Raw genomic sequence first — 18796 nt, forward strand, 5'->3', positions numbered from 1 at the left:
TCACGCATTCACTCCTTGACCCGGCGCCGCGCTTTCCTCGGCGGCGCCGTTGTTTCCGGCGGCGCTTGAAACACTGTCATCCGCTCCAGGATCCATTTGAGCAATTCATTGGCAGCCGCGGCGAGCGGCCTGCCCGATTTCACCAGAACCCGCGCCTTGGCCGCCTCGAAGATCGGATGCCGGATCGGCAATGCCACCAGTTCGCCCGCTGCAATCTCCCGATACACCGAGAACGCGCCAATCAGCGTGGCGCCATCGCCGCGTGTCACGAAGTGACGCAGCACCGCCAGCGAATTGGTCGTCAACGTCGGGCGAATCCGCAGATTCTCCGCATACGCGAGCAGTTCCACGACCTGACCGAGGCCGAATGCCGGCGGCATTAGCGCAAGTGGACATCGCAGCATTTCCTCGACGGTCACCGGGCCACCGCGCTGCGCCAGCGGATGCTGCGCGTGGACCAGCAGCACGACGGGCTGCGACGCGGTCGCCCGATAGTCGATATCCGCATGCGCGGGCGGGTTGTATGCCAGCCCGATGTGCGCGCGGCTTTCGGCGACCTCCACCTGCACGTTGTTGACCGGCAGGATATCGACGGTCACATCCAGGTTCGGGTACTGGATGCAGAAGTCCGTGAGCACCTGCTCCATCAAGCCATCTATGTATCCCTCGCTGATCGCGAGCCTGATCTGCCCGCGCTGCAGGCCACGCAGCTCCTGAAGATGGTCTTCGAGTTGTTCCTGTTGCGACTGACACCCGCGCCAGTACTCAAGCAAATGAGACGCCGCTTCGGTCGGCTGAACGCCACGTGCCTGGCGCTCGAAGAGCACCGCGCCGATCTCTTCCTCCAGCAGCCGGATCTGCCGCGTGATGACCGAAGGCGCTGTATTGAGGCTATCGGCGGCCGCGCGGATCGAGCCACAGGTGAGCACTTCGTAGAAATAGCGCATTCGGCGTTGATTCAGTTCGCGCATCGGCTCCTCGTGCCTGAAATGGTTTGCAGTGAAATTAGTGTTGCCTACTGTTGCCCTGTGAGCAACGATAGCCGACTTCAGTTGCTCTTGCTCGCCTAATTTTGGATGCCGACGATAAGTCCCGTCACGTTTTCGCGCTGTGCGCGCCACGTCCTCTGGAGACCGCCTTGTCCGCCATCCCTTCCATGCTGACCGCCGAAAGGCACGCGGCCTTGTATCGCAAGCTGAACTGGCGGCTGCTGCCATTCCTGCTGCTCTGCTATACCTTCGCGTATCTGGATCGCGTGAACATCGGCTTCGCCAAATTGCAGATGCAAAGCGATCTCGGTTTCTCCGATGCCGTCTACGGACTCGGCGCGGGCATCTTCTTCCTCGGCTACGTATTGTTCGAAGTGCCAAGCAATTTGCTGCTGCCGAAAATCGGCGCGCGCAAGACGATCAGCCGGATCATGGTGCTATGGGGTTTGACATCGGCGGCGATGCTGTTCGTGCACAGCGAACCAATGTTCTATGCAATGCGCTTTTTGCTCGGCGTGTTCGAAGCGGGTTTTGCGCCCGGCATGATCTTCTACCTGACGTACTGGTACAGCCGCGCGCGCATGGCGCAAGTGATGGCGATCGTGATGCTCGCCGGACCCATAGGCGGCATGTTCGGCGGCCCGCTTTCAACCTGGATCATGACGTCGTTTTCCGGTGCGCACGGCCTGGACGGCTGGCAGTGGATGTTCCTGGTCGAAGGCTTGCCGTGCGTGATCTTCGGCATCCTCGCGCTGTTCGTTCTCGATGATCGGCCCGCCGACGCGCGCTGGCTTAGCAGCGACGAGAAGCGCCTGCTTGCATCGGAAGTCGATTCGTCGAGCACCCATCATTCGTTCGCGCAAGTTGCGAAGGACCCGCGTGTTTATCTGATGGCCGTACCGTATTTTTGCTTCATCTGCGGGATCTATGCGGTGAGCTTCTGGCTTCCGACCATACTGAAAGCGGACGGCGTCACCGACACCATGCAGATCGGCCTGTATTCCGCGATTCCGTACATTGCATCGGCCATTGCGATGACTGTTGTCGGACGCAGTTCCGATCGTCACGGCGAGCGCCGTTATCACAGCGCCATTCCCGCGTTGATCGGGTCGGCGACGCTCGCGATCGCCACGTTCTACGGCGGCCAGCTTGCGATCTCGCTCACTTGCATCACCATTGCCACCGCGATGATGTGGGTTGCCTACACAGTGTTCTGGGCGATGCCGCCCGAGTACCTGAAGGGCGATGCGGCGTCGGGCGGGATCGCGCTCATCAACACGATCGGCCTGATTGGCGGCTTTCTTAGCCCGACGATCATAGGCTGGGCGCGCACCGCGACGGGCAACCTCCAGGCCGGTCTCTACGTGATGGTCGTGCTGCTAGCCATTGGCGCAATCGTGCTGATCATGATGCGCCCGGCGGCCACGCCGCAATCGCGCTGACAACAACGCGCCGCTTATTTTTCCACGAGGCTTACCGTGTCCCAGCAAAAACGCAGCATCCTGATTGCAGGTTTCCAGCACGAAACCAACACCTTCGCGCCATCGAAAGCGGCCTACGAAAACTTCGAGCGCGGCGAGGGTTTCCCGCAGATGTCGCGCGGCATGGATGTACTCGCGCTTCGCAACGTCAACATTCCGGCAGGCGGTTTCATCCGCGCGGCTGAAGCGGCGGGACATACGCTCGTGCCGGTGATCTGGACGGGTGCAAGTCCGTCCGCGCACGTCACACGCGATGCGTTCGAACGGATCTCCGGCGAGATCGTCGAGGCGGTCCGTAGACAGAAGTTCGATGCGGTCTATCTCGACCTGCATGGCGCAATGGTCGCCGAGCATGTCGATGACGGCGAAGGCGAACTGCTCGAGCGGGTGCGTAATGTGGTCGGCAAGGACGTGCCGCTTGTCGCGTCGCTCGACCTGCATGCAAACGTGACCGAACGCATGCTGCGCCACGCCGATGCGCTCGTCGCGTACCGGACTTATCCGCATGTGGACATGGCCGAAACCGGCGCGCGCGCGGCTGCGCTGCTCGAACGGTTGATGGCAGGCGAGACGCTTCACTGCGCATCGCGGCGTCTGCCGTTCCTGATTCCGATCAACGGCATGTGTACGTTGCTCGAACCATCGCGTGGCATGTATGAAAACGTCGGCGCGCTGGAAACCTTGGATGTTGTTTCTGTCTCGTTCGCGCCGGGCTTTCCGGCCGCCAATTTCCCCGAATGCGGCCCCGTCATCTGGGCGTACGCTCATTCGGCGGATGCCGCGCAGGCGGCCGTCGATACCCTTCATCAGCGCATGATCGACGAGGAAGCAGCGTGGCGTGTGCCGTTCCTCTCGCCCGATGAAGCCGTGCAGGAAGCCATGCGCGCAGCTACTGGCGCGAGACGTCCGGTCGTGATCGCCGATACGCAGGACAACCCCGGCGCCGGCGGTGACGCCAACACCATGGAGATGCTGCGCGCGCTCGTGCGCAACGGCGCGCGCGACGCCGCGTTCGGCCTTATCTGCGATCCCGATGCGGCAGCGGCCGCGCATCGCGCAGGCGTGGGCGCGCGGCTCGATTTATCGCTCGGTGGTCAGTCAGGCGTGCCGGGCGATGCGCCGTTCGCGGGCAATTTCGAAGTGATGTTTCTCTCCGATGGACGCTGCCGCTACGACGGTCCGATGATGAACGGCATGCAGGCCGAACTTGGTCCCGTTGCGTGCCTGCGCGTGGATGGCGTGCTGGTCGCGGTGAGTTCGAGCAAGGCGCAGATGCTCGATCGTAATCTGTACAGGGTCGCTGGCATTCAGCCGGAATCCATGAAGGTGCTCGTCAACAAGAGCTCGGTGCATTTTCGTGCGGATTTCGAACCGATCGCACATGCGGTGCTCGTTGCAAAGGCGCCCGGACCCATGACGGCCGATCCCGCCGACCTGCCGTGGACCCGTCTGGCGGACGGCATGCGTACGAGTCCATGCGGGCCGGTGTTCGCGCACGAGACGCTTCGCAAATAGGTCAGTGCGATAAGTCGGCAGGCAACTCGCCAATCTGCCGGAACATGCTGAGCCAGTCCTCAAGATGCCACGTCCGCGTGACCTTCCCGTTCTTCACTTCGTGGAACGCGTGGATGGCGAATTTGACTGGTTTCGACGTTGCCGCCACGCCCATTATCGGACCAGTTTGCGTTCCCGAGACGCTTGCACGAACTGCTACACGATCGTCGCTGACGAGAACATCGAGGAGATCGATTTTCATATCAGGCAATCCGATCGAAAGATTCCTGAACGCGGGAATCAACTGATCGGGACCAGACTGGCCTTCTGACAACGGGGGAATGTACTGCCAGTCGGCGGCTACAACCGCGCGTAATGAATCGATATCGTGCGCGGCGACTGCTTTATAGAAGTCGACAATCAGCTGTCGTTGCGCCGTGTGCGGCGTTTCATGCAGTTGTTCCATGTCGGCTCCTTTATCCGCGACGAACGAACGGTTGAACGTGCTTAATCGCGCTATCTTAGCGCCGGCATGGATTTCTCTGCTTGCGGCAATGCAGGTAAGACAACGACAAACGGCACACCGGTTATCAATACCGGTGCGCAACGCTCATGCATTTTGGAGAATTATCGATGCGCTAGACCGCGCTGACATTTGCAGTCGCGTCGGTCTGGACATGCAAGATTCTTGAAGTCGAACGCTCGTCAGGAGCCGGCTTCATCATCCGCTGGCGTGGCCTTGCTTTCATCTTCCTTGAGGTGAGGTTTCTTTCCGGGTTGCGGAGCGTGAACCGCTTCCGGCGCGATTTCCTCGCCGTGATGCTTCTTCTCTTGCTGCACTTTCTTGTCGTGCGCGACGTTGCGTGGATCGGTCATGAAAGCCTTTACGTATCGATGTTGGACAACCGGGCCTGCAAGAACACCGGACTATTGGGTGGCGTCGTGAACTACGACTCTTCCACCGCGTGCCTGGTGGAGCGCAAGGCGCATGCCTCCAAGACCAAGCGTCGCTCTCCCCAATCATCGAACCGACGATGCAATGAATCCGAAAGCTATGTCAGCCACAGTTCCAAGCGAACGTCTTGCGCAAAAATAAATTCCGTGTGCTAAGGTTAGTAAAAACCCTAGCACTGAATTTTCAGACAGGACGCGCCATGCAAACACGTTCCACTCTGCTCGAACCGCCATCGACAACCTTCCGCACTGCACACTCCCGCATTGAAGCCATGCTCGAGCAATTGCGGCCAACCAATGAAGCGGAGCGCGAAGCTTTCCAGATGGCTCGAGCGCTGGCCGAAGCCGGAGATGCCGAAGCCGCTGAACTGGAATTAAGTGAAGTGCTTGCAAGTCGTCGTTATCGCGTTGGCGGACCGCTCAACACATCGCGATAATTGAACGTCAGACGTTTAGCTTTCCTTCTTCAAATCACGCTCATTAAACTTCTTCGGTCTGGCGCATGCGCGGCAGCATGCGGTCGAACTCGCGCTTGACAATGCCGTAGCATTCGCATGCACGCGCTTCGAGGCCTGCCCGGTCGAGCACCTTGATGCAACCGCGGCTGTGGTGAATCAGGCCCGCGTCATGGAGCTTTCCCGCTGCTTCCGTCACACCTTCGCGACGCACGCCAAGCATGTCGGCAATCATCTGCTGCGTGATCTGCAGATTGTTCGTCGGCGCGCGGTCAATCTCGATCAACAACCAGCGGCAAAGCTGCTTGCTGAGCGAATGATGACGATTGCACGCGGCGGTTTGCGCCACTTGCGTCAACAGCGCTTGCATGTACAGCAGCATCAGGCGGCGCAGGAAATCTGAACGATTGAATTGTTCGCGCAAGGCGCTGGCGCTCATCCGGTAAGCGAACCCGGAGCACTGAACCTGAACACGCGTAGGCATTGTGTCGCCGCCCGTCAGAACCGGCACGCCCGTCATGCCTTCGCGTCCGATCGCGGCAATTTCGGCTGAGCCGCCGTCTTCCATCGTGTGGAGCAGCGAGATGATGGCGGTCGTCGGGAAATACACGAAGTGAATTTTTTGTCCCGAATCGCACAGCAGCTGGTCCGTACGCAATTGCACGAGTTCCAGGTGCGGCGTGAGCGCTTGCCATTCATGCGCCGGAAGGGCGCCCAACAAATGATTGCCGTGCAGGTCTGATTGAAGCGTCAACATGATGGTCTTCTCTTTTATTTTTTGCGCTGTGCGCCGTACTTTTTATTCCAGCCAGCTTTACGTTCCGTGGATGCATCTGTTGGCATCCATCTGGAACATAAAGCGGCCAGCCCCGAAAGCAGTTCCAATCACCGTCGTTTTACTTGCTTTGCCTTTCCGGCTTTTTCGACAGTAGCGAGTGCTGCACCACACATTTAGCGAGGACCGTGCCAGGAGGGTCCAAAGCCAATGCCAGCATGGCGCCGGCATGCATATGCCGCAGCGCACACAGGACCGGAAAAGATTTATGTTTCACTTCTGAACATTGGCGCGAAGTGAGAGCGCGAACCGTACGATGAATATCGTCAGCGGGTTTTGTCTGCCGAATGCCTTGCCAGAAGCGCGTCACGGAATTAAATGCCCGTTGAAACACGCGCAAATCGAGGGGGATAAACCCCTACAGACAGGGCATTCGTCGGGCGTTTTAAAAATGATGCAAATCTGTTTCATCGAACTTGAATGAGAAGCTCGAAGGTCGTTCTGCAGCTCGCCAGCGCCTGCTGACAGGCCTCCGGCCTAGGCGTAGGTTGACTGTGCAATGAATTTCGCACGCGCATTGCGGTGAACTGAAAATGTTGCGTTCTTGTCGCGAGGGGTGGGTATTGAACGTGTCGTGGCGAACACGATGGCGGTTCGGGCAGAAATGCCGGGATTAAGACAAAGCGGACGCGGCCTCGTGCCAAACGTTTGCGAAAAAAACTCGGATGTTGTCTGAGTGAAAAGTCAGGCGATCCACTCAGGAATGATCCGCAGCTTTCGCAACCGGGCGATACCACTTCGGATAAAACTCTCTGACCGCTTCACCGTCAGTCCGTAGCGCATGGCACCCGTCGAGCTGGAACGGTTGGTTGGCGTTCGATGCGTTGATCTCTTCGCTCATCGTCTGGAACGCGGCGGTCGCCACACCACCGATCAATTCAGTCAGATGCGTGCAGCCGTTCGTGCCGCCGAACAATTTCCGCGTCTCGCGCGTGAAGCCGGCTTTCAAAGTCAAGCCGATCAGCTTTTTGTATTCCGGCCCGATGACGTCGCAAAAGCCGGGATACGGAACGACTTCGGACTCGGCGTGGGCATCGACGATCAGGAAAGCCGTGTTGACCGTGATACGCAGACGCATCTGGTGAATGGCATCGCCCGCCAGACGCACCACGCCGCTCGAATGGCGATCGTAGGTCTTCGTGTCCTTGAGCACGCCCTCAATGTCGTAGAGGCCATCGTCGCGCCGGAATCCGCTCAGTTCAATTCGCCGTACGTGGAGAAGTTGACGTTCCATGGCTCAATGCGTGAAGCTCGCGACGATTCTTTTCGCGCGATCGACAATGGGTTTGTCGACGAGTTTTCCATCGACGGCAATCGCGCCTTGCGGATTTTCAGCGAGCTTCGCCAGAACGCGTTCGGCCCACGCGAGATCCACGTCGCTCGGCGCAAATCCCCGGTTTACAGGCTCCACCTGCTTCGGATGAATGCAAAGCTTGGCGCCAAAACCGAAGCGCCTTCCTGCGGCGACATCGGCGGCAATCACGGGCGCGTCGTCAATCGACAACGTCACGCCGTCAACGGGCGCCGCAAGCCCGGCAAAACGCGACTCGATGACAAACTGCGAGCGCACGTAATCAAGCTCGCGGCCCGTGTCTTCCACGTTGGCATCGACGCAATAATCGAACGAACCGAACGCCAGCCGCGTCACGGATTTTTCATGCGCGATGGCGCGCATTTGCACCACGCCGGCCACGCTTTCGATCAGCGCAATCAGCGACACATCCGCGCCGCAACGCGCGGCGATATCGGCCAGTTCATTCGGCGCTTCCGCCTTCGGCACCATCACGCGCGTAACGGATGACGCGCGCACCATCTGGACATCGTCCTCGTGCCATGGCGTGCCATATGCATTGATTCGGATCAGGATGCGCGGCTTGTCGATGTCCGGGAGACCGGCTTGCAGCCATTTCGCAAGCCCTTCGCGCGCCTGGATTTTTGCCTCGGGTGCAACCGCGTCTTCGAGGTCGATCACGACTTGATGCGCGGCGGTCGCAAGGGCTTTTGAAAAGCGTTCGGGACGATCGCCCGGAACGAACAGATAGCTGTTGAGCGACATGCGGAACTCCTGAAGTAAGGCGTTAGCCGGCGTTCCATTCGCGCTGGAACGTCTCCGAGTAACTGAATCTGTCGGCGGGATGGATGCTGAACGCGGCCTCGACAACCTCGCTGCGCCGGTTCAGATACCGGCGGCACAACCAGAGCGCCGGGGATCGCGCACGAGCGTTGACAAGCGTAGCGATAGCGGCCGGCATGGCGATAGCCCGTATCTCCTGCTGGACTTCGACAATGCGTTCGCCAAACTGCTTTTCGATCAACGTATAAATGGGCACATGCGTTTCGTTTTCGCTCACCACGAGCGACCGGAAGGCGGGCTGTATGAGAACCTCGGTATGACAGATCGGCTCGGGACTTTCGCCCGAGCGCCGCAAGCCCGTGATCCGCAGCCATGTTTCGCCAGGGCCGGCTTTCAGCAATTCGCAGACGGCGGGGTCACGAACCTCGGCTGTCTCCTTCGATAAAATCTGTAGCACCGTATCGGCGGTATAACGATGCAGATCGCTCAACTGCTGCATGACCTGCCGATACCCGCCTTCCGAGCGCAGAGCCTTCACTGTCGTACCCACGCCCGCCTGGCGCACGACCATTCCCAGTTGCACGAGTTGCTTGACCGCTTCGCGAACGGTAGATCGGCTCGCGCCGAACTGCTCGCACAACTCGAACTCGGTGGGGATGGTGGAGCCGACCGGAAACCGGCCGCTCTGAATTTCGTTGACGAGCGTCTGCGCCAATTGCATGTAACGCGGTTGCTGACCCAGGACTGTGACCATCGGCTCTTGCGTGAAGATAAGTGAACGGGACGAACGTGGCGGATGCGCCCGTCCAGATCCGTCACGCAAGGCTTCGGAGCTCATTGCACGACGGCCTTCTCGCGGAGCGAGGCGATCCGTTCAGCATCGTAACCGAGTTCAGCAAGCAGCCTGTCCGTGTCCTGGCCGAGATCCGGCGCCGCGCGCAATGGCAAGGCCTCGTCCACGCGAACGGGCGCGGCCACGCCGCGAATCTTGCCAAAGCGCGGATGCTCGGCATTGACCACGCCCTCGCGCTCTGCCAGAAATGGATTTTCGAGGGCCTGCTTGACGTCGTAGACCGGTGCAGCCGGGACTCGTCCGCCGAAACGCTTCAACCATTCATCGGTCGTGGCGGTGGAAAGTGCTGCGTCGAGTTCCTTTTCCAGCAGGTCGCGATTGGCGAGCCGCGCCTTGAAGTTGTTGAAACGCTCGTCCGTGACCCACGACGGTCTGTCGAGCACTTCCGCCAGCACGCCCCAGAATTTTTCCTTGTTGCACATCAGGAAGATCCAGCCGTCCTGCGTCTTGTACAACTGGCTCGGCGTAAGCGAAGGATGCGCCGACCGGCGATCACGTCCCGTCACGACATCGCCGTTCAAATACCAGGTCGCAACATACGCGAGATTGTGCACGGCGACATCGAAGAGACTGACGTCCATGTCCCGGCCAATGCCCGACGCGCGCGCCTGCACGATTCCTGCAAGCAACGCCATGGCGGCCGTGGTGCCCGTCATCAAGTCGATAATCGATAAACCGAAGCGCGCCGGCGGACTATCCGGCTCGCCCGTGACCGAAAGATATCCCGCCTCGGCCTGCATCAGATAGTCATACCCCGGCCATGACGCGCGGCTTCCGGTTCTGCCATAAGCCGAAAGATGGCCGCAGACAATGGCAGGATTCGCCTCCTTCAACTGGTCATAGGTCAGACCGAGTTTGGCAGGGAGATCGCCGCGAAGATTATTGAAAACCGCGTCGCTCTTTTTCACGAGATCGAGCAGCACGTCGCGCGCTTCCGGCTTTTTCAGATCGAGCGTCAGGCTGCATTTGTTGCGATTGAAAGCTTCGAAAAAATGGCTGTCGCCTTCGCCGAAAAAATATGGACCCACCGCGCGGCCAACGTCGCCGCCTTCACGGAAGTTCTCGACCTTGATGATCTCGGCGCCAAGATCGGCCAGATGCTGGGTGGCGAACGGACCCGCGCCATACTGTTCGACCGCGACAATACGCACGCCTGAGAGAGGCAAAGTCATACCGGATTCCTCGCGATCAGATTTTTGGCGATGATGATTCGCTGCATTTCATTGGTTCCTTCGCCAATACACAACAACGGTGCATCGCGATACAAACGCTCGACGTTGAACTCTTTCGAGTAGCCATATGCGCCGTGAATCCGCATTGCTTCAATGCTGTTTTCGAGCGCCGCTTCGGTAGCAAAATATTTCGCCATGCCGGCTTCCATGTCGCAACGCTCGCCCCGGTCGTAAGCCACCGCGGCCGCTTCGGTCAACAGCCGCGCAGCCTGCAAACGCGTCGCCATTTCGCCCAGCTTCAAGGCGATCGCCTGATGCTCGCAAATCGGCTTGCCAAAAGTCTTGCGTTGCTGCGAATAGGAAACGGATTCGTCGAGCGCTGCCTGAGCGATACCTACACCGCGCGCCGCCACGTTGATGCGTCCCAGTTCGAGGCCGCCCAGAATTTGCTTGAGCCCGAGTCCTTCCACGCCGCCAATGACTTGCGACACCGGTACGCGAAAATCCGTGAACGTCAGTTCGCAGGTATCGATACCTTTGTAGCCCAGCTTTTCAAGCTTGCGGCTGACCTCGAATCCGGGGCCTTTTTCGACTAGCAACAGCGTCATGCCTTTATGCCGAGGCTCGGCCTTCGGATCGGTTTTCACCAGCAGCGCGAGCACGTTGCCATGAAGACTGTTCGTGATCCAGGTCTTGCTGCCGTTGACTATGTACTCGTCGCCTTCACGGCGCGCAACCGTGCGGATAGCCTGCAAATCCGTGCCGCAGTCCGGTTCGGTCAAGCCGATACCGCCGCGCAATTCCCCCGTCGCCATGCGCGGAAGATAAGCCTGCTTCTGCTCCTCGGTGCCGTTTCGCTGCACCGTCATTGCCATGATCAGATGCGAATTGATGATTCCGCTCACCGACATCCACACGGCCGAGATGCGGTCGACAATCTTCGCGTAGGTCGACGTGGAAAGACCCAGGCCGCCGTATTCCTGGTTGATCAGGCATCCGAACAATCCCATGTCCTTCATCTTCTCCACGATCTCGTGCGGGTATTCGTCCGCAGCCTCGAGCGCGTGGACATACGGCTTCACTTCGGTCTTCAGAAACCGATCGAGCATATCGAGAATCAGGACCTCGTTTGCCTTCGCTTCTTCTGCTGTTTCTGCTTTTTCTACATCGATGGTAGCCATGAAGTCTCCTGCCCTAAGGCTTGCCGCGTTGATTTGACGCGGGATTAAGCGGGACGGCGCAACACGCTTGCAAGCGTTGCCACCGGTGTCTGTTCGAGATCGAGAATCGCGTCGCGGACTTGCGTGGCGCGTTCTTGCGTGACCGCGCGGCCGGCGTTGTCGAAGAACTTCGCGACGATGTCAGCGTTGCTCAGCGGCCTGTCCGACGACCCGCGATTGATCGCTTCACGGTGCGCAAGCCGCCGGCCGTCGCGTGTAAAGACGATCACCTCGCCGGTGTAATGGCGCGGAAAAGTAGATTCGTTATCGACTTCGTAGTTGACGCGTTGCGCCAGCGCCAGAACCGCCGGATCGGCAAGCGCGGCATCGTCAAGATCGTCGAGCGTGAAGCGTCCCTTGAGCAATCCCGTCGCGACGATGTACGGAATGCTGAACTGCGCGTCATAACTGTTCGCGGGCCGTTTCTTGTTCGATACCGGCTCGCAGACCACATCCACTGTCGGCCCCGGCACGCGCACGATTACGTTCTCGATTTCATCGAGTGTCAGGCCATGCTGTTTATGCAGCTCGACAGCCGCGTCCGATGAAGCATGCGTGAAATGGCACGCGGGAATCGGCTTGAGCGCGACATGATCGATTTCCCACTGATCGCCGAGTCCGGCCGTGGCGATGGAAAGATCGGGCGAAGCGGCATCGTTCAAATGCAGCGAATAGAGTCCATAGCGGCCTTCATAGGGCGCGCCCGGTCCCACGAAGCCATGCTTGGCAAGCGACGCCGCGATCGTGCCGCTGACGGCCGCCCAGCCAGGATGCAGACGCTTGGTCCACGCACCGTCCTGCAGGAATTCGAGACTGCCCGACGCCATGGACAAGGCAATTCCTTGCGCGTGGGTCGCGCGCGCCTCGTCGAGACCGAGCAGGCGAGCGGCCGCGAGCGTGCAGCCGAACGCGCCTGCGAGTCCCGTCGGATGGAAACCTGCCTTGTGAAAACCGCCTTGTGCAACCGCGCCCACTCGTGTCGAAACTTCCATGGCGCAAAGATATGCGGTGAGCAGATCGGCGCCGCTTGCGCTCTCGCGCTCGCCGAGGCCGAACACGCAAGGCAGCGCGCTTGCGGTCGAGTGGATCACGCCGCGTGCGTGGGTATCGTCGAAATCCAGGCCGTGGATCAGCAAGCCGTTGAACAGCATTGCGTCGCGCATGGCAAGGCGCTCCGTATGCGCGAATACCGACGCGTTGCCGCTGTCGAGTTCCTGCATGGCGGCGAGCGTTGCACGCGAATAATTGAATTCCGTGGTCGCGAATGCAAGGCCGATGCTATCCAGCATCAAGTGCTTGGCGCGCTCGCGAACCGCCTGGGGTACATCGGACAATTGCAGGTTTGTCGTGAAGCGCGCAAGCGTCGCGGAGATGGACATAGAGCTCATCGTGCAATTCCTCCTTGCTTGAAATCCAGATGGGTATCGAGCACATCTTCGTCAGGTGACGCCGCTTCGAGCGAGTATTGATTCGCATCGACCCCGAGCGACAAGACTGCCACGATCAACAGGATCAGAACGCCGGACACCATGCCTAGGACGCCGAACAATCCAAACTGCGCGTAGAGCAGCACGGCGACGTATGACGTGGTCATCGATGCAAGCCTGCCGCATACGCCCGCCGCGCCCGTTCCCCGCAAACGCAATGCCGTGGGAAACAACTCCGGCACGTAGCCGAAAAGACCGAGCGTGACGATCGCAAAGATGCAGCTCACGAGCACGAAACCAACACACGCAATCGCCGCGTTGGCGACCATCTGCGGATAGATGAAACCGAGCACGATGGTCAGCGCCGAGAAGAAAACGAGTCCCTTGGCGCGGCCAAGACGATCCGCGCTCAGGAAACCGAGCACCGCGCCGAACGGTGCGCCGAACGACATCAGCGTGGTGAAGCCGAGCGAGGTCACCACATCGCGCCCTTCCTTCACAAAGAAAGTCGGCAGCCACGCGACGAAACCGTACACCGCCACATTCACCGCGACAGCCGTCAAAGCCGCTGTCAGCGTGCGGCCGATCATGCCACGCCGGAACAAGGCGCTGAACGGCAGTTGCGGCACTTCGAGGTTCTGCGTACGCGCGCATTCGGGCAACGGACCACGCTGCTTTGCAACCTCCGCTTCGATCGCGCTCACCGTGCGCTCGGCTTCTTCGAGACGTCCAACCGACTCGAGCCAGCGCGGCGACTCCGGCATGCTGTGGCGCAACGCCCAGACGATCATCGCTCCAATTCCGGCAATGCCAAACATCCAGCGCCATCCGAGCGTAGGAATCACGACATATCCCACGCTCGTTGCAATGACGAGACCCGAATTGACGATGAGCCCAAGCAGCGATATCCATCGTCCGCGATAAGCCGGCGGGATGAATTCACACAGCGTTCCGGCCGCGACGACGAGTTCGGCGCCGAGTCCGATGCCCATCAGGAAGCGGCACCCGATCAGCCAGTAGATGCTCGGCGCAAACGCGGCTGCAATCGACATCACGCCGAATAGCGCGAGATTGAATTGATACGAAGAGCGGCGTCCGAACCGATCGCCAAGATAGCCGGACAATCCCGCGCCGATCACCATCCCGAAAAATCCCGCCGATACGAACAGCGCGTTGAGATGCAGCGTCGAAAATCCTTGCTTCATCATCGCGGCCGCGACGCCGCCGGCGAGATACACGTCGAAGGCATCGAGGCACGCGCCCGCGCTGATGAGGCCAAGGATCTTCCAGTGGAAGTTCGCCATCGGCAATCTGTCGAGGCGCGCGCCTGAGCTTACGAGTTGATTCACAGCTGTCTCCTTACTGTGAGGATGAAGTGAAATGCGTTCGTTCTTGGGCCGAATCAGCATTTCCTGCGGCATGTGACGCTGTGCTATTCGCCTGTTCCGTGGCCTTTCTTGGCGATCAACGCGGTACGCACAAAGTCCATGACGGCGCTTCCATCCTGCTTGAACGCGCGCGTATGAACCGTGACGATGCCTTGCGTCGGTCGCGATTTCGATTCACGCGTTTCAAGTACTTCGGACTCCGCATAGAGCGTATCGCCACAGAATACGGGACCTGTAAGCTTGATTTCTTTCCAGCCGAGATTGGCGATGGCCTTGCCGCTGACATCGTTCACGGACATGCCGAGCACGATTGCCACGGTCAGCCCGCTATTCACGAGCAACTGGCCGAATTCGCTTTTCGCAGCGTGGGCGGCGTCGCAGTGCATCGGATGAAAATTCATCGTCAGCAGCGAGAAATGGATGTTGTCGGCCTCGGTGATCGTGCGGCCCGGCCGATGTTCGTAAATATCGCCGACCGTGAATTCTTCGAAATAGCGGCCGTAGCTCGCCCGATAACGTTGCTTTCCCACTTCTTCGGCTTGCATGTGCGGTACTCCGTCTCATTTGTTTGTTTGTACGGACAAAGTATCTGCCGGACTTCTGGCGACGTCAATCGAGGGTATTTACCAAGAGGTTCGTCTTATGAGAGCGGCGGCGAAATCGCTTTTCAGCGTCTGCGGCGCGCCAGCGCAAAGGTGATTGCAATTGCGCCGCCAGTGGGAAGCGGCGTTCCCCCCGCTTCAACATATGGCTTATTCAGCGCATCGCGGTCCGCTAATGCAGGCGATTCACGCCGTACCATCGCTACGGAAATCGCTGCGTCGCCTTGAACAAGCCTAATTTTTGGATGACGCCGGGTCATGGTCGTTCCTCTTGCGAAGAACTCATTGGACCGCCATGGGGCCGATCCGTAAAATGAATGTTTTGATCAATATCTTCACTTTACGGAATGGAACTCAAACTTCTCCGTGCGTTCCTGACGGTCACCGAAGTGCGCCATTTCGGTCGCGCAGCCGATGCATTGCACGTAAGCCAGCCAGCGCTCAGCAAGCAGATCGCGGCGCTCGAAGGCATGCTCGGCGGCCGCCTCTTCGAGCGCGGCCGTCACGGCGCGGACCTGACGGCGTTCGGTGAAGCCTTCCGGCCAGGCGCGCTGTCGCTGGTTGGTGAGGCCGACGACCTGCTCATTCGCGCGCGCGAAGCAAGCAACGGGCGGCTGGGACACTTGCGGGTTGGCCTGGGGTTATCGGTGCTGAAAGTAGCGCCGCAGTGGCTTGCGAGCTTCCGGTCGATCAACCCGGGCGTCGGCGTGACAGTGAAAGACTTGTCGTCCTTCGATCAGACGCGCGCGCTGCTGTCCGGACAGCTCGATGCCGGGTTCCTGCGTCTGCCGGCCGATCCGGGACTGGCCTACATTCCCGTTCTGGCTGAGTCGCTGATTCTCGCCGTTCCCGAGCATGCAAAGTGGAAGCGCTTGCCAGCAGATCTCGACAAGCTCAACGCGCTCGGTATCGTTGCCCTTTCGCGGGGTATTGGGCCGGGACTGGCCGCGCAAATCGATCGATGGTGCGCCAGCCGCAATTTTGTTCCGCGGGTGATTCAGCGCGCTGACGACATACAGTCCGTGCTCGCGGCCGTGGCGGCCGGCGTGGGCGTCGCCTTCCTGCCTTCAGGCGCGCAGTATTTGCTACGCGACGCCACCATCATTGCGTTGCAGGGCGATCTCGCCAGATGGCAAGTGGGTCTCGCGTGGAACGTTATGCGCAGCGATCCGGTCGTGGACAACTTCGTCGCGCATGTCCGGACGTCGATCAAGCACTCTTTGTAGGCACGCGGATCACCACGGGATCGTTGCGCCTTCCCAGCGTGTGAACGTCCCTGTGGGACCGTCCGGGCCCAGCAGCGCAACGCGCACCGCCTCGCGAGCGCCTTGCTCGACGGTTTCAATGCCCGCATATCCGTTGAGATTCGTCTTGGTGAAACCCGGCGAGACGGCGTTCACCTTGATACCTTCCGGCTCCAGTTCGATAGCCATCGCAACGGTCAAAGCATTCATCGCCGTCTTGGACGCCGGGTAAACCGGACCGTAGATCGCACGATACGCAAAGGCCGGGTCCATGTTCGTCGCCAACGATCCAACACCGCTCGATACATTCACAATGCGTGCGCCCGGCGTCTTGCGCAAAAGCGGCAACATGGCCTGGTACACGGCAAGCACGCCGAATACGTTGGTATCCCACACCGCGCGCATTTCATCCATGGACACGACGCTCGGGCGTGTTGTCTTCGAATACTCATCGACTGATTGTCCGGGCTGCTTGTTCGTGTTCGATATCGCGGCGTTCTGAATGAGCACGTCGAGCCGGCCGAACTCTTTCTGGACGCGCTCCGCCGCGGATGCGACCGATGCCGGGTCGGTTACGTCGAGCTGAAGCGCGAACGCATTGGGCCCGACTTCCCGGGCCGCGGCCTCGCCGCGTTCCAGATTGCGCGATCCAACGAGCACCGTCAGGCCGTGCGCCACGAGATCCTTCGCGATCTGAAGACCGATGCCCTGATTGGCTCCAGTGACAAGCGCAACTTGTTTGTCCTGCATGGCAATTTCCTTGTCGTTTTGCGCCATGGCGCGTGAAGGTGATTTCGAGTTGTTCATCGAATTATTCAAGCCTTTCAGCGAGCTTCGGCTGCCCATGCCTCGGCATCGGCGCCGGCCGGGATGCGCATTGGAGCGGACGGGTCGGTCGCTGCACGCCATACGGCTTCGGCGACGTCTTGCGCCGTGGTGACGGGTGCGGAAGTGTCCTGAAATTGCGCGAATACCTGTTTGACGATATCGGCGTAATCCTCGTGATCGAGGCCGTGCATGTGAGCGTGCGCGTTGTCTGCGAACCGGGTGTCGGGCGCACGGCCCGGCAGCACAAGACGCGCTTGCACGCCGAACGGCGCGAGTTCCAGCGCCATGGACTCGGTGAACGCGTTCACTGCGGCCTTGCTCGCGCGATACGAGGCGATCAGAGGCAGCGCCCTCAGCGTGACGCTCGACGTCACGTTCACGATGACGCCAGCCTTGCGTTGCCGGAACTGCGGCAGCACCGCCTGCGTCAACGCGATCGTGCCGAAGGTGTTGGTCTCGAAGATCTCGCGCACCGTCGCGATCGGAGTGAATTCCGCCGGTGATGCCGCGCCGAAACCTGCGTTGTTGACGAGGACATCGATCGGGCCGGCCGCCTCGACAGCCTGGCGGATGCTTTCCGGATCGGTGACGTCGAGCGCCAGCACGCGCAGGCGCTCTGAAGACGGCAACACGTCGGCGCGGGGCGTGCGCATCGTGGCGATGACTTGCCAGTCGCGAGCCAGGAAATAGCGAGCGATTTCGAGGCCGAATCCGGAAGAACAGCCAGTGATAAGGACGGTTTTCATATGAGCTCCTTCGTTTGGTGGTTTGCGTGTGTCTCCTACGATAGACCGCTCATCCGCGACTTGCTACAATCAAAAGTCCAAATTTCATCTGCAGGAGTCCGGCGATGATCGATCCCTTGGCCGAAGTCGTGATGCTGTTGCAGCCGAGCGCCCGGTTTTCCAAGCTGGTTTTTGGCGCCAGTCCATGGCGCGTCAGCCGCCTGGATTCCGGCCATCCGTCTTATTGCGTGGTCCTCGAGGGCGGGTGCCACGTAGCCATCGACGGACACGAGCCAATCGAGCTCATCGCCGGCGATTTCATGCTGATCCCGGCCGCGTACGGCGTTGCAATGTCGAGCATCGTGCCGCCACCGCCGGGCGTCGAGACGCTGGCGCCTATCGCGCTGGGCAACAATGAATTCCGCATTGGAGATCCGGACAGCCCTGTCGATACGCGAATAATGGCGGGTCACTGCAGCTTCGGTTCGCCGGATGCGGCCCTGCTGGTCGCGTTGTTGCCGCGAATCGTTCATGTCCGAGGCGAGCAGCGTCTGGCGACTCTCGTGCAACTGGTACGGGACGAATCGCGCGAGCAACGGCCCGCGCGCGAGGTCGTGCTGTCGCGGCTGCTGGAAGTGTTGCTTATTGAAGCGCTGCGTTCCTCGGCGCAGACAACTGCGTCTCCGGGCCTGGTGCGCGGTCTGTCCGATGGCCGCCTCGCAGCCGCAATTCGCGGCATGCACGAACAGCCGACACGAGCGTGGACCGTTGCCGAACTTGCAAAACAGGCCGCGCTGTCGCGATCGACCTTCTTCGAGCGCTTTAATCGCGCGGTTGGCGTGGCACCGATGGAATATCTGCTCACATGGCGGATGGCGCTCGCGAAAGACCTGCTGCGCCGTAACGAAGGCCGTGTCGCCGAGATTGCACAACGCGTTGGTTACAGTTCCGCGAGCACGTTCAGCGTGGCCTTTACGCGGCATGTCGGGCGGCCGCCCTCGCAATATGCGCGCGAAGAACAGCCAGTCACCGACGACACGTGAGAATTGAAGGCA

General features: G+C 60.0%; 20 protein-coding genes. 6 read left to right on the top strand and 14 right to left on the bottom strand.

All coding sequences use genetic code 11. The features are described from left to right. Window positions 1-8: 8 nt before the first annotated feature. Window positions 9-971 carry a LysR family transcriptional regulator gene (locus ASG35_RS11660; protein ID WP_056356714.1) on the bottom strand — a complete coding sequence of 321 codons (963 nt, stop codon included), beginning with the start codon at window positions 969-971 and terminating at the stop codon, window positions 9-11. A gap of 185 nt (window positions 972-1156) precedes the next feature. Here ASG35_RS11660 and ASG35_RS11665 point away from each other — a divergent pair, with 185 nt between their 5' ends. Then, complete coding sequence (locus ASG35_RS11665) at window positions 1157-2431, top strand: MFS transporter (protein WP_056356716.1); 1275 nt, start codon at window positions 1157-1159, stop codon at window positions 2429-2431. A gap of 36 nt (window positions 2432-2467) precedes the next feature. Beyond that, a complete protein-coding gene (locus ASG35_RS11670; RefSeq protein ID WP_056356718.1) occupies window positions 2468-3985 on the top strand; it encodes a M81 family metallopeptidase in 1518 nt (505 codons plus the stop codon). A gap of 1 nt (window position 3986) precedes the next feature. On the opposite strand, the gene ASG35_RS11675 is transcribed toward ASG35_RS11670, so the two are convergent. Further along, window positions 3987-4430 (bottom strand): ester cyclase, encoded by a 444-nt coding sequence (locus ASG35_RS11675; protein ID WP_056356721.1) that lies wholly within the window; start codon window positions 4428-4430, stop codon window positions 3987-3989. A 239-nt stretch (window positions 4431-4669) separates the two neighbouring features. Then, on the bottom strand, window positions 4670-4840 hold the full coding sequence (locus ASG35_RS31915; RefSeq protein ID WP_200945711.1) for a hypothetical protein: 171 nt from the start codon (window positions 4838-4840) through the stop codon (window positions 4670-4672). A gap of 278 nt (window positions 4841-5118) precedes the next feature. On the opposite strand from ASG35_RS31915, the gene ASG35_RS31775 reads away from it, so the two are divergent. Then, window positions 5119-5355, top strand: coding sequence for a hypothetical protein (locus ASG35_RS31775; protein ID WP_056356723.1), 237 nt, complete (start codon window positions 5119-5121; stop codon window positions 5353-5355). Window positions 5356-5398: 43 nt separating this feature from the next. Here ASG35_RS31775 and ASG35_RS11685 read toward each other — a convergent pair whose 3' ends face one another. Then, complete coding sequence (locus tag ASG35_RS11685) at window positions 5399-6130, bottom strand: Crp/Fnr family transcriptional regulator (protein WP_056356725.1); 732 nt, start codon at window positions 6128-6130, stop codon at window positions 5399-5401. Between the two features lie 334 nt (window positions 6131-6464). Here ASG35_RS11685 and ASG35_RS31320 point away from each other — a divergent pair, with 334 nt between their 5' ends. Next, window positions 6465-6632, top strand: coding sequence for a hypothetical protein (locus tag ASG35_RS31320; RefSeq protein ID WP_156393118.1), 168 nt, complete (start codon window positions 6465-6467; stop codon window positions 6630-6632). 273 nt (window positions 6633-6905) lie between these two features. On the opposite strand, the gene ASG35_RS11690 is transcribed toward ASG35_RS31320, so the two are convergent. The 8 genes from ASG35_RS11690 to ASG35_RS11725 form a co-directional block, all read right to left on the bottom strand. After that, window positions 6906-7442: a DUF2889 domain-containing protein gene (locus tag ASG35_RS11690; RefSeq protein WP_056356726.1), complete on the bottom strand. Its 537-nt coding sequence runs from the start codon at window positions 7440-7442 to the stop codon at window positions 6906-6908. A gap of 3 nt (window positions 7443-7445) precedes the next feature. Then, window positions 7446-8264, bottom strand: coding sequence for an HpcH/HpaI aldolase/citrate lyase family protein (locus tag ASG35_RS11695; protein WP_056356729.1), 819 nt, complete (start codon window positions 8262-8264; stop codon window positions 7446-7448). 22 nt (window positions 8265-8286) lie between these two features. After that, complete coding sequence (locus ASG35_RS11700; protein ID WP_056356731.1) at window positions 8287-9036, bottom strand: GntR family transcriptional regulator; 750 nt, start codon at window positions 9034-9036, stop codon at window positions 8287-8289. A gap of 80 nt (window positions 9037-9116) precedes the next feature. Next, a complete protein-coding gene (locus ASG35_RS11705) occupies window positions 9117-10307 on the bottom strand; it encodes a CaiB/BaiF CoA transferase family protein (RefSeq protein ID WP_056356733.1) in 1191 nt (396 codons plus the stop codon). Further along, window positions 10304-11488, bottom strand: a complete 1185-nt coding sequence (locus ASG35_RS11710; protein WP_056356736.1) for an acyl-CoA dehydrogenase family protein — start codon at window positions 11486-11488, stop codon at window positions 10304-10306. The genes ASG35_RS11705 and ASG35_RS11710 overlap by 4 nt, the downstream gene beginning before the upstream one ends. Window positions 11489-11532: 44 nt before the next feature. Continuing rightward, window positions 11533-12915: an MmgE/PrpD family protein gene (locus ASG35_RS11715; RefSeq protein ID WP_056356737.1), complete on the bottom strand. Its 1383-nt coding sequence runs from the start codon at window positions 12913-12915 to the stop codon at window positions 11533-11535. Next, the gene (locus ASG35_RS11720; RefSeq protein WP_056356740.1) at window positions 12912-14258 is read right to left on the bottom strand and encodes an MFS transporter; all 1347 of its coding nucleotides are present in this window, start codon (window positions 14256-14258) and stop codon (window positions 12912-12914) included. Before ASG35_RS11720 ends, ASG35_RS11715 begins: the two co-directional genes overlap by 4 nt. Before the next feature lie 128 nt (window positions 14259-14386). Next, entirely contained in the window at window positions 14387-14887 is a 501-nt protein-coding gene (locus ASG35_RS11725; protein WP_056356742.1) for a MaoC family dehydratase, read from the bottom strand. 404 nt (window positions 14888-15291) lie between these two features. Here ASG35_RS11725 and ASG35_RS11730 point away from each other — a divergent pair, with 404 nt between their 5' ends. Then, entirely contained in the window at window positions 15292-16170 is an 879-nt protein-coding gene (locus tag ASG35_RS11730; RefSeq protein WP_056356745.1) for a LysR family transcriptional regulator, read from the top strand. A 9-nt stretch (window positions 16171-16179) separates the two neighbouring features. On the opposite strand, the gene ASG35_RS11735 is transcribed toward ASG35_RS11730, so the two are convergent. Continuing rightward, the gene (locus tag ASG35_RS11735) at window positions 16180-16938 is read right to left on the bottom strand and encodes an SDR family oxidoreductase (protein WP_056357448.1); all 759 of its coding nucleotides are present in this window, start codon (window positions 16936-16938) and stop codon (window positions 16180-16182) included. Window positions 16939-17012: 74 nt separating this feature from the next. Continuing rightward, window positions 17013-17762 carry an SDR family oxidoreductase gene (locus tag ASG35_RS11740; protein ID WP_056356747.1) on the bottom strand — a complete coding sequence of 250 codons (750 nt, stop codon included), beginning with the start codon at window positions 17760-17762 and terminating at the stop codon, window positions 17013-17015. A gap of 104 nt (window positions 17763-17866) precedes the next feature. Here ASG35_RS11740 and ASG35_RS11745 point away from each other — a divergent pair, with 104 nt between their 5' ends. Further along, entirely contained in the window at window positions 17867-18784 is a 918-nt protein-coding gene (locus ASG35_RS11745) for an AraC family transcriptional regulator (protein WP_056356749.1), read from the top strand. Window positions 18785-18796: the final 12 nt, after the last annotated feature.

The organism is Burkholderia sp. Leaf177, assembly GCF_001424345.1.
Taxonomy (GTDB): domain Bacteria; phylum Pseudomonadota; class Gammaproteobacteria; order Burkholderiales; family Burkholderiaceae; genus Caballeronia.